The organism is Permianibacter aggregans, assembly GCF_009756665.1.
GTDB classification, from domain to species: Bacteria; Pseudomonadota; Gammaproteobacteria; order Enterobacterales; family Permianibacteraceae; genus Permianibacter; species Permianibacter aggregans.
In genome coordinates, this window is sequence record NZ_CP037953.1 from 205,635 (window position 1) to 216,747 (window position 11,113).

Annotated in this window: 9 protein-coding genes; 6 read left to right on the top strand and 3 right to left on the bottom strand. The window is 53.8% G+C overall.

Annotated elements, in window-relative coordinates; all coding sequences use genetic code 11:
• Window positions 1-27 precede the first annotated feature (27 nt).
• The 5 genes from pdhA (at window position 28) to E2H98_RS00990 (ending at window position 6,774) form a co-directional block, all read left to right on the top strand.
• Window positions 28-1,125, top strand: coding sequence for a pyruvate dehydrogenase (acetyl-transferring) E1 component subunit alpha (pdhA, locus tag E2H98_RS00970; RefSeq protein WP_232475443.1), 1,098 nt, complete (start codon window positions 28-30; stop codon window positions 1,123-1,125).
• On the top strand, window positions 1,103-2,083 hold the full coding sequence (locus tag E2H98_RS00975) for an alpha-ketoacid dehydrogenase subunit beta (protein WP_133589770.1): 981 nt from the start codon (window positions 1,103-1,105) through the stop codon (window positions 2,081-2,083). Before pdhA ends, E2H98_RS00975 begins: the two co-directional genes overlap by 23 nt.
• A 159-nt stretch (window positions 2,084-2,242) precedes the next feature.
• Window positions 2,243-3,946, top strand: coding sequence for a 2-oxo acid dehydrogenase subunit E2 (locus tag E2H98_RS00980; RefSeq protein WP_157591197.1), 1,704 nt, complete (start codon window positions 2,243-2,245; stop codon window positions 3,944-3,946).
• 605 nt (window positions 3,947-4,551) lie between these two features.
• Window positions 4,552-6,249 carry an alanine/glycine:cation symporter family protein gene (locus E2H98_RS00985; RefSeq protein ID WP_133589774.1) on the top strand — a complete coding sequence of 566 codons (1,698 nt, stop codon included), beginning with the start codon at window positions 4,552-4,554 and terminating at the stop codon, window positions 6,247-6,249.
• Window positions 6,250-6,330: 81 nt separating this feature from the next.
• On the top strand, window positions 6,331-6,774 hold the full coding sequence (locus E2H98_RS00990; protein ID WP_133589776.1) for a hypothetical protein: 444 nt from the start codon (window positions 6,331-6,333) through the stop codon (window positions 6,772-6,774).
• A gap of 52 nt (window positions 6,775-6,826) precedes the next feature.
• On the opposite strand, the gene E2H98_RS00995 is transcribed toward E2H98_RS00990, so the two are convergent.
• The gene (locus E2H98_RS00995) at window positions 6,827-7,507 is read right to left on the bottom strand and encodes a CPBP family intramembrane glutamic endopeptidase (protein ID WP_133589778.1); all 681 of its coding nucleotides are present in this window, start codon (window positions 7,505-7,507) and stop codon (window positions 6,827-6,829) included.
• Window positions 7,504-8,511 (bottom strand): low-specificity L-threonine aldolase, encoded by a 1,008-nt coding sequence (ltaE, locus tag E2H98_RS01000; RefSeq protein WP_133589780.1) that lies wholly within the window; start codon window positions 8,509-8,511, stop codon window positions 7,504-7,506. Before ltaE ends, E2H98_RS00995 begins: the two co-directional genes overlap by 4 nt.
• A 105-nt stretch (window positions 8,512-8,616) precedes the next feature.
• On the opposite strand from ltaE, the gene E2H98_RS01005 reads away from it, so the two are divergent.
• On the top strand, window positions 8,617-8,964 hold the full coding sequence (locus E2H98_RS01005) for a RidA family protein (protein ID WP_133589782.1): 348 nt from the start codon (window positions 8,617-8,619) through the stop codon (window positions 8,962-8,964).
• 43 nt (window positions 8,965-9,007) lie between these two features.
• On the opposite strand, the gene E2H98_RS01010 is transcribed toward E2H98_RS01005, so the two are convergent.
• The gene (locus E2H98_RS01010) at window positions 9,008-10,993 is read right to left on the bottom strand and encodes a S9 family peptidase (protein WP_133589784.1); all 1,986 of its coding nucleotides are present in this window, start codon (window positions 10,991-10,993) and stop codon (window positions 9,008-9,010) included.
• Window positions 10,994-11,113: the final 120 nt, after the last annotated feature.

The window sequence follows — 11,113 nt, forward strand, 5'->3', positions numbered from 1 at the left end:
TGACTGAACCCTTTGGGAGGATGCGTCTTGTCGACCACCGTCGCAAAGTTTGCCATTGAAAAGGTCCAGTACCTGGACAAGAACGGCAAACCACTCACGAAAAACCTGCCCGAATTCGCCAAAGACAAAGACCTGTTGCGTGAGATGTACCGCAACATGGTGCGTCTGCGCGCATTCGACGCCAAAGCCTACGCGCTGCAGCGCACCGGCAACATGGGTACCTACCCGGCCTCGCTCGGCCAGGAAGCCATCGGTATCGGTTACGGCATGGCCATGACCAAAGAAGACGTGCTGGCGCCCTACTACCGTTCGACCGGTGGTTTGCTGATGCACGGCGTCACGATGCTGGAAATCTTTTTATATTGGGGCGGTGACGAGCGTGGCTCCAACTTCTCGGTCGCCAAAGAAGACTTCCCGATTGCGGTGCCTATCGCCACTCAATGCCTGCATGCGACCGGTATCGCCACCGCGATCAAATACCGCAAACAGCAACGCGCTGTGGTGACGGAAATCGGCGAAGGCGGTACTTCCGAAGGTGACTTTTACGAAGCGATCAACGTCGCCGGTATCTGGAATCTCGGCGTCGTGTTTTTCGTCAACAACAATCAATGGGCGATTTCGGTCCCCTCCGCGATTCAGACCAACTGCGAAACCTATGCGCAGAAAGGTATCGCCGCTGGAATCGAAAGCGTGCAGGTCGATGGCAACGACATTATTGCCGTGCACGAAGTCTCTCGCCGCGCAATGGAAAAAGCCCGTGCCGGTAAAGGCGCGACGTTGATCGAAGCGGTTTCTTATCGTTTGTGCGATCACACCACTGCTGATGATGCTTCCCGCTACCGCTCGAAAGAAGAGCTGGAAAAAGGTTGGGATGCCGAGCCGGTGATGCGCCTGCGCAAATACCTGGAATCGATCAAAGCCTGGACTGAAAAAGAAGAAAAAGCGCTGCAAGAAGAAGTGGCGGCGGAAATCGAAACCGCGGTTCAAGCCTATAAGAACTACCCGGCACCCAAGCCGGAAGACATGTTCGACACCCTCTATGCCGAGCTGCCGAAACACATTCTGAAGCAGCGTGAACAAGCCATTGCCCGTGGAGCAAAGCATGCCAGCCATCACGCTCATTGAAGCCGTTAACCTCGCGCTCGCGCACGAACTGAAGCGCGATAACGATGTCGTCATTCTTGGTGAAGACGTTGGCATCAACGGCGGCGTATTCCGCGCCACCAACGGTCTTGCCCAGAAGTTTGGTGAAGATCGCGTTATCGACACGCCACTGGCTGAATCGATGATCGCCGGTCTCGCCGTCGGTATGGCCGCACAAGGTTTGAAGCCGATCGCGGAAATGCAATTCGAAGCCTTCATGATGCCGGCTTACGACATGATCTATAACCACATCGCCCGTATGCGTCTGCGTACCCGCGGCCGCATCACGCTGCCGATGGTGATTCGCGCACCGTGGGGCGGTGGCATTCACGCGCCGGAACATCACTCCGATTCGCCGGAAGCGCAATGTGCGCACATTCCGGGTTTGAAAGTGGTGATTCCGTCGAATCCGTCGCGTGCTTACGGTTTGCTGCTCGCTGCGATTCGCGATCCGGATCCGGTATTGTTCTTCGAACCGAAACGCGTTTACCGCATCGTCAAGCACGAAATCGAAGACAACGGTGAAGAGTATCCGCTCGGCACCTGCTTCGTGGACCGCGAAGGCACCGACATCACGCTGGTGTCCTGGGGCGCGATGATGCACGAAACGCTGCAAGCGGCTGACAAACTCGAGCAGCAAGGCATCAGCGCCGAAGTGATCGACGTCGCCACGATTAGCCCGCTCGATATCGACACCATTCTGGAATCAGTCGCGAAAACCGGTCGCCTGTGCATCGTTTGCGAAGCGCCACGTTCCGGCTCCTGGGCGTCGGAAATCGCTGCGCAAGTATCGGAAGAAGGGCTGTTCCACTTGCTGGCGCCGATCGGCCGGGTGACCGGTTACGACACGACGATGCCGTACTACAAGCTGGAAAAACAGTTCATGCCGTCGGTCGATCGCATCATTGAAGAAGCGCGTCGTCTGGTGGAATACAAGTAACGGTTATTGAAAAGAGTGAGTCATGCCCGCTGCGGCGGGCATCCAGAAAATTCAGTAACTGGATTCCCGCCCACGCGGGAATGACATAGCCAAATTTGTAGAGCAGAGAGGGAATGATTTATTCCGATCCATGCTCACCAACAAGGAATTATCCGGACTATGGCATACGTTTTTGAGCTACCTGATCTCGGTGAAGGTTTGCCGGATGCCACCATTGTCAAATGGCTGGTCAACGAAGGCGACACGGTAAAAACCGATCAGCCGATTGCCGAAATGGAAACCGCCAAAGCGGTCGTCGAAGTGCCCTCGCCTGTCGATGGCACCGTGCTGAAACTGCACGGTAAAGCCGGTGATGTGATCATCACTCATGCGCCGCTGGTTACCTTCGGAGAGGCCGGTAAAAAAGCGGCGGCACCTGCACCGGCTCCAGCTCCTTCGATGCACGCGCAAGTCGCGGCCAACGCCGAAAAAGCCAGTGCTACATCGGGTGGTGGCGAAGTGTTTTATCTGCCAGATTTGGGCGAAGGTTTGCCGGACGCTACCATCGTCAAATGGCTGGTGAAAGAAGGCGACACGGTAAAAACCGATCAGCCAATCGCCGAAATGGAAACCGCAAAAGCCGTCGTCGAAGTACCATCACCACACGATGGCGTCATCGCCAAACTGCATGGCAAAGCTGGCGATGTCATTATCACGCACGCACCGCTGGTCACCTTTGCCGGTAAAGGCGGCGCCGCCAAGGCTGAAGAAAAATCCGAGCCGGAAGCCAAAGGTGGTGATGCCGGCACCGTTGTCGGCGCCGTGCAAGTTGGCAACACCATTGTTGCTGAATCGAGCGATGCGGTTGTTCGCGCACTGGCAAAAAAACTCGGCGTCAATTTGGCGTCGGTAAAAGGCTCTGGCGCTGGCGGCAAGATCACTCAGGCCGATGTCAAAGGCGCAGCCGGCAAATCAACCGCAAGCGTTGCCGCATCCGCGAGCACGATGCCGTCTGCCAGCGTCAGCACCGATAATCCGCTGGCGTTCCGTGCTTCTCCTGCGGTGCGCAAACTCGCCAACGAACTTGGTGTTGATTTAGCCAACTGCGAAACATCCGGCCCGAAAGGCACAATTACCCGTGACGACGTCAAAGCAGCCAGCAGCGGCAAACCTGCTGCTCGAACCGCTGCTCCAGCAACCGTACAACCGGCAGCAAGCGGCGGTCGTCTGCAACCAGTCAGTGTCACCGTTCACCCGGAAGCCGTTCGTGGCGTTCGCCGCGCGATGGCACAAGCGATGACCCATTCGCATCAAACCGTAGTGCCGGTCACGCTGATGGAAGACGCCAACATTTCCCGCTGGAAAAAAGGCGAAGATTCGTTGGCGCGTTACGTCCGCGCACTCTGTGCGGCGGCGAAAGTCGAACCGGCTTTGAACTGCTGGTTCGATGGCGAAAACATGGAGCGTCTGGTGCATCCAGCGGTGCATGTTGGCATCGCGGTTGATACACCGGATGGTTTGTATGTGCCGGTCGTTAAAGACGCACACAACAAATCGATGGCAGACTTGCGCGGTGACGTAGAAATTTTGCGCAAGAAAATTGCTGAGAAAGCGATTAAGCCAACCGACCTCAGCGGCGCAACAATCACCTTGTCGAACTACGGTTCGATTGCCGGTCGTTACGGCACACCAATCGTCTCGCCACCGCAAGTCGCGATTCTCGGCTGCGGTCGCTTCCGCAACGAACTGAAAATGACCGAACGCGGCATCGAAAACCAACGCATGCTGCCATTGTCATTGTCGTTCGATCACCGGGCCTGCACCGGTGGCGAAGGCGCACGTTTCCTGGCGGCGGTTATCGCCGATTTGGAAAAGCCTGAGTAATACGTTTTTGCTTTGTTCAAGGGCGCTTCGGGCGCCCTTTTCTTTTTCGATATTTTTTAGGAAATTTGCAGTATCGCTTTAATCCTTTGCGGCTTTCTCGACTCCCACCAATGCCGGTTCTCGGACCGGCAACCGAGGTAGTTTATCTTTGCTCGTGCAAAGAAAAGTACCCAAAAGACAAATTTGTCTGGAACAAATTTGGACGTCGTAGACGCCCGAAGGGTGAATGCCTGGATGGCATGAATCCACCACGCCCCGAAGCGCCAGGTGAGTTGTGCTGCTTCGACCAGGCCGTTCCGGCAACGAGCATTCTCCGGCTCGGGCCGCACTGACGCGGCATCCATGCCTTGACAGTGCTACGCCGGCTATCCTTGCTGGCGTACCCGGCCTACGAATGCTCGTTGCCGGCTGGCGCTTACGAGGGCCCCGTTTTTCCTTTTCGAGAATTTCAGCTTCGATTTAAAACCCGTTTCACGCAGCGCAGAACTGCCGGTTTATTTTCAACGCCAATCCAAGGCCCTTGGAGTCTCAAACCCATGGAGCCTCAAAACCCACTGTGATAAGGTTCGCCTCATCCTACGATAACAAGACTCGCAAGGCGCTTTATGGACGCGATCAATAACTTCCTGCTTTTGTTGGACAGCTATCTTGGCTCCGCCGTGTTCTTCCCCTATGTGCTGCTCGGCACCGGCGTGTTTTTCACGATTTACCTCGGATTCCCGCAAATCCGTTATTTCGGTCAGGCGCTGCGCATCGTCACCGGTAAATACAGCAAGAAAGATGCTCCGGGCGACACCTCGCACTTTCAAGCACTGACAACAGCGCTTTCCGGCACGGTCGGCACCGGCAATATCGGCGGTGTCGCGCTGGCGCTGTTTATTGGTGGGCCGGCCGCGCTGTTCTGGATGTGGATGACCGCCTTTTTCGGCATGACGACCAAGTTCGTCGAGGTCACACTGTCACACAAATACCGCGTCAAAACCGAAGAAGGCACGATGGCCGGTGGCCCGATGTATTTCATGGAGCGCAAGCTTGGCATGAAATGGCTGGCGGTGACGTTTGCGATTGCCACCGTGGTCTGCTCGTTTGGCAGCGGCAACATGCCACAGAGCAATAATATTGCTGCCGGAATTCACGATACTTTCCACATTCCGCATTGGGTAACGGGCGCCGTGTTGTCAGCACTGTTGTTCCTGGTGATTGTCGGCGGCATTAAACGCATCGCTCAAGTGGCGGAAAAAATTGTACCGACGATGGCATTTTTATACGTCGGCGGCGCGCTCTACGTCATCGTCATGAATGCAGAAAACATCATTCCGTCATTCGTTGCCATCTTCTCTGATCTGTTCAATGGCAGCGCTGCTGTCGGTGGCTTCCTTGGCGCTTCGGTCGCGCTGGCTTGGCAAAAAGGCGTCGCGCGCGGATTGTTCTCGAACGAAGCCGGTCAAGGTTCAGCAGCCATTGCCCATTCCTCGGCGCGCGGCAATGAGCCGGCGTCGGAAGGCATGGTCAGTCTACTGGAACCATTTATCGACACGATCATCATCTGCACGCTGACCGGCCTCGTGATTTTGTCCACCGGTGTCTGGAATCAGAAACACGAAAACACGTTCACGCGCACAGACATGACATTCATCAATGGTGAATACAGCGATACCAATCCTGCGCATGTCGCCATACTCGGCCAGTATCTTGGCGCCAATCCCGCATCCTCAGGCATTACCGTGTTTAATGGTGAGCTGCAAGTCGACAATGGCAAGATTGTCGGCGGTGACTATACCTTGCTGAACTCCCGCTCAGTTGCGGAAGATTATCAGGTGTTAATCACTAATCAGGCGGGTGAACGCACGCCCTACTCCGGTCCGCTTAAAATCAGCAATGGCAATATTGATAACACCGGTGCCGGACACGAAATGCTGCTCATCCACGGCAAATCACTGGTGCACTCGGTGCCGCTGACCATCAAGGCGTTCAGCGCCGAACTTGGCATTTATGGCGAGTACATTGTAGCCATTGGTTTGATGCTGTTTGCGTTCACGACCGCCATTGCCTGGTCGTACTACGGCGATCGCGCGATCATCTACCTGGTCGGACAAAAAGGTGTGCTGCCGTATCGCATTCTGTATGTTCTCGGCTTTATGAGTGCTTCGATGATCGATACCACCGTGGTCTGGAATTTGGCGTATGTCACCGTCGCGTTTATGACCTTGCCAAACTTGTTCGGCATTCTGATGTTGCACAAAGATATGAAGCAAACAGTCAAGGATTACTGGACACACTTCAAGGCAACGGGTGCAGATTGATGCAAGAAAAAGGAGCTCGATCGAGCTCCTTTTTTGTTATTGACGAATGATTCACTAAACGCCGTAACCAGGAGTTCCAAGATGAAACAACTGTTCAAAGCTACAATAGCCGCCGTCGTTCTGGCTCAGGCGTCTTTTGCACAGGCAGGTATTTACACCGATCAATTGTCACAATGTCTGGTTGAATCGACAACGGTTGAAGACCGCAACAAGCTCGTCACCTGGATGTTTGTTGCCATATCCAGCCATCCTGCCGTTCAACATATTGCCACCGTAAAAGATGAGGACCGGGAGCAGGCCAATGCATCGATGGGGCGCTTGATGATGCAGTTGATGACCGAGTCCTGCGGTGAACACACCAAAAAAGCGATCAAATACGAGGGAAATGCAGCCGTCGAGGCGGCCTTTTCTGTGCTGGGTCAAGTTGCCGGCCGCGAAATATTTGCCAGCCCACAAGTTGCTGCCAGCCTGAGTGGACTGGAGAAACATGTTGACGCCACGAAGCTCGAAGCGCTTTTGAAATAACGCCTGCAACAAATAGAAGTCTGATGAACGAATCGTTCCGTTACATCGACTTTCAGTCGAACAAAATCTGATAAAGAATCACGAAAATGGCGACATCAGCCAAAATATGGCTGATGTACGCCGGCCAGATATTGCCGTAGCGTGCGTAGAGCCAACTCCATACCAGTGCTGCGCTGAACACCCCAGCCGTCGCCAGCAAGACTTCGCGCAAATCCAGAAAGAACGATACAACGACGGTGTGATGAATGGTGAAAATCGTCGCTGATAACACGACAGCCATCATCCGTCCCAGATGCGGCAGGCTTTTCTCGATGATAAACCAGCGGAAAACATATTCTTCAACGATGCTGTTGATGAAACACCAATACAACGCCATCGTCAGATAAATGAACGGCGAAACAATGCCAACATCACGTAATTGGTTCTGCACCAGTTGTTGTTGACTGTCATTAACGCCAACCAGCCAGAACGCAACAACGATCGCAGCCGCCATCAACAGACCGCTTCCAGCGCCAACAAGTAAAGAACTGACGGTTGGCCGACTGATGCAGACGCGCTGGCGATCAACCCAAAACCACCAACAGAGCGGCAATAGCAGCATCCAGGCTTTGGCAACCGCCCATAACACCGAGCCCAGTAGCGATTCGCTGAATAGCAGCGCGGACAATACGCCGAATGTGGGTGCCGGTGCCAGTAACGCAACCGCCGTTAAGTCACGAGCCTTGTTGTTCATGTGTTTGCCGTAAACTCGCGGATGATCTGGATAGTTTTCTGGATTTGCTCGCTGCGGATATCCAGATGCGTCACAAAGCGCAAACGATAAAGCCCCGTTACCGCTACGCCCTTTTTTGCCAGATACTGTTGGAATTTATCGGCTTGTTCTTGCTTGATATCGACAAACACCATATTGGTCATCGGCTCGTCGGCTTGTAGCCACGGCAAATCTTTTATGCCATCAAAAAGCTGTCGTGCGCGTTGATGATCGTCGCGCAAGCGTTTTACATGATGCTCCAACGCATAGAGACCAGCAGCGGCAAGAATGCCTGCCTGTCTCATGCCACCGCCGAGCATCTTCCGCCACCGTTTGGCTTGCTCGATATAGGCTTTCGAGCCGAGCAATACCGAACCTACCGGCGCACCAAGCCCTTTCGACAAGCAAATCGAAACGGAGTCGAAATGCTTTAATAGCTCATGCTCGGATTGCTGACTCTCAACCGCTGCATTGAAAAACCGCGCGCCATCAAGATGCGTAGCCAACCGATGTTCACGAGCTAAGGAACAGGCCTGTTCAACATAGGATTGCGGCAGAATTTTTCCACCAATGGTGTTTTCCAGCGCCAGCAAACGGCTGCGGGCAAAGTGCGCGTCATCCGGTTTGACAGCCTTGCGGATTTTTTCCAGCGGAATACTGCCATCGGCGGCGTGTTCCAGCGGTTGTGGTTGAATGCTACCCAATACGGCGGCACCGCCGGCTTCGTATTTGTAGGTATGGGCTTCCTGACCGACGATGTATTCATCACCGCGCTGACAATGGGTCATTAGTCCAATCAGATTCGATTGTGTGCCGCTGGCAACAAAAAGCCCGGCCTCAAACCCCAAACGCTCGGCCAACACCGCTTGCAGGCGATTAACCGTTGGATCATCACCGAATACATCATCCCCTACTTCGGCATCGTGCATCGCCTTGCGCATGCCTGGCGCTGGCTTGGTGACCGTATCGCTTCGTAAATCAATCATGTTGGTAACCCGTCGTGGCCATCCCGGATACAAGAATGGATTCAAGGATACCGCAACACGCTATCGTTGAGCGATAATCAACCGCTTTCGTCAAGGAGCAGAAAAATGCCTATCAAACGCCTGGGTACTACGGTGCGCTGGTCCGATGCCGTCATTCACAACGGCACGGTTTATTGCGTGGAAGTCGCAGAGAATACCGACAGCGATTTGCCCCAGCAAACGCAGCAAGTGCTGACGCAACTTGAAAGTACATTGAAAAACGCCGGCAGTGATAAAACACGCTTGTTGTCGGTAACGATTTTCCTGAAAGACATCAAGCAGATTGGCGAGTTCAATGCGATCTGGGATCGCTGGGTGCCAACCGGTACCGCACCATCCAGAGCCTGCGTGCAAGCGGTGATGGCCGACCCAGGATATTTGGTCGAGCTGCAGGTAACGGCTGCCACCGATTAAAAAAAGCCGACCAAATGGTCGGCTTTTTTTATGTTGTAGTGTTTTAGTTTTGCGCGGCTTGCTGCGGCGCTGATGACGCATGACGAACATGCGTATCCAGGAATTTCAGATACGCTTCTGCGGCCGCGATGCGGTTGGCTTTCTTCGAGAAGCCGTGGCCCTCATCGGGGAACAAGACGTATTCCACCGGTACACCGTTCTCCTTGATGGCCGCGACGATCTCATCACTCTCGACCTGCAATACCCGCGGATCATTGGCGCCCTGCACGACCAGAACCGGTACCTTGACATTTTTCGCGTGGAACAGTGGTGATATGCGATGCAGGCGTTCTTTATCAGTCGCTGGGTCGCCCATTTCGGCGTACAGTGAATCACGGAAACTTGCCCACCATGGCGGAATCGATTCCAGCGTGCGCAACCAATTGGTCACACCGAAAATATTGATGCCGGCCTGGAACTCATTGGTGAACGCTAACGCCGCCATCGTCAGGTAACCACCATAGCTGCCGCCCATGACAACGATCTTGTCATCGTCAATCCAAGGCAGCGATTGCAAATAGGTTTTCGCTGCGACGATGTCTTCCAGATCTTTCTCGCCATGCTTTTTATCATCAAGATGAAAGAAAGTTTTACCGTAACCGGAGGAGCCGCGATTATTGACGCCAAGCACCGCGTAACCATGATTGACCAGATGCTGAATGATCGGGTTGTACCCCTTGCGGGTCTGCCCGCCCGGACCACCGTGAATATAGATGATGCCCGGTACTTTCTTATCCGCGCTGGCCTGATGCGGCTTGAACTGTAGGGCCGGAATCTTCAGCTTGTCGGTGCTGTCGTAGCGAACCACTTCACTGGCGACCAGATCCGATTCATCAATGGCGGCGCTCAAGGCATTGGTCAAACGGCGCACATCGTTTTTCTCCAGATCATAAACATAGAGATTCGATGGTGAGGTATCGCCGTTCAGGTAAAACGCCATGCGCTTGCCGTCATCAGAAAAACTGACGCCACGCATATCGCCTGCGGGCATCGCTGGCAGATTCAGCGGTTGTGAGACTTTCATGTCGTAAATGGTGATTTGCGTTGACGCATCGGCATTGATGCCGTGAACACGAAAACGACCGTCATCGGAGAAATAAATGAAGCTGATATCCCAGTCGGCGGAAAGATATGGCTTGTGCGCCGCCGTATTCAAATCAAATTGATAGGCCTGAAAAAACTCACCTTCGGCGTCCGTCGTGTAAATCAACGACTGGTTATCCGGTGTGAATGATTCAGGCGAATACTGGATAAACCCTTCGTGTTTGCTGATCAGCGTCGGCGATGGCGTTTTGCTTTGCAGATCAACAATCAGGATATCGCTGTCGGCATTGTTGTTGGATTTGCTCAGCGCCAGCCAGCGGCCATCCGATGACAATGCTGTAGGCTGCAGGCCATCCTTGTTCTGGTAAATCATTTCGCGCGCATAGGTTTTGCTGTCGTAACGATAGACGTCGAAAAATTTCGGATCGCGCTCATTGGTGTACACATAAAAATATTTACCATCGACCGAGAAGCGATTGAACATCGCTTTCAGATTCTCGCCTGGCGTCAAATCCTTCACGTTGCCATCCAGCTCAAGCACGTAGAGATGGTCAAGTTCATTGCCGCCTTTGTCGGCGCTGTACAGCACCCGATCATCCTGCGGAAAGAAGCTGACGGCGAACAGACTTTCCTCGGTCGATTTCGTCAGCTGGCTGCGACTCCCATCCACCAGCGACACTTTGTAAAGATTGAAGACGCCGGTTTCATCGGAATGTTGCAACACGGCATCTCCGGTATGGTTGATTGAGCTGCCGCCATACGTGACGGTTTCGTAAAAGGTTTTGGCATCATATTGGCTGGGTGCTTTGGTTTGCTCGGCTGCACCAGTTTTTTCCGTTGATACCGTTGAAGCTTGCTCTGCCGGCGCCTGCTCCGATGAGCAAGCGGCCATGATCAGCGCACTGGCCAACAGACTGGACAATACCGTAAGTCGATGAAGTTTCATGATTTTGCTGTCCTTGTTATGGCGAATTCAAACGTCTCGAAGAACGATGAAGCGCCAAGACAGTAGCACAGCTCAGTTGGGCGGAGAACCGCCTGACATGGGGTAAATTGTTACGTTTTT

What these genes read in the sequence shown, in the direction of transcription:
- E2H98_RS00985 (WP_133589774.1), top strand. Translation starts at nt 4,552, where the DNA reads ATGGACGCGATCAATAACTTCCTGCTTTTGTTGGACAGCTATCTTGGC.
- E2H98_RS00990 (WP_133589776.1), top strand. Translation starts at nt 6,331, where the DNA reads ATGAAACAACTGTTCAAAGCTACAATAGCCGCCGTCGTTCTGGCTCAG.
- E2H98_RS00975 (WP_133589770.1), top strand. Translation starts at nt 1,103, where the DNA reads ATGCCAGCCATCACGCTCATTGAAGCCGTTAACCTCGCGCTCGCGCAC.
- E2H98_RS01005 (WP_133589782.1), top strand. Translation starts at nt 8,617, where the DNA reads ATGCCTATCAAACGCCTGGGTACTACGGTGCGCTGGTCCGATGCCGTC.
- E2H98_RS00995 (WP_133589778.1), bottom strand. Translation starts at nt 7,507, where the DNA reads ATGAACAACAAGGCTCGTGACTTAACGGCGGTTGCGTTACTGGCACCG.
- E2H98_RS01010 (WP_133589784.1), bottom strand. Translation starts at nt 10,993, where the DNA reads ATGAAACTTCATCGACTTACGGTATTGTCCAGTCTGTTGGCCAGTGCG.
- ltaE (WP_133589780.1), bottom strand. Translation starts at nt 8,511, where the DNA reads ATGATTGATTTACGAAGCGATACGGTCACCAAGCCAGCGCCAGGCATG.
- E2H98_RS00980 (WP_157591197.1), top strand. Translation starts at nt 2,243, where the DNA reads ATGGCATACGTTTTTGAGCTACCTGATCTCGGTGAAGGTTTGCCGGAT.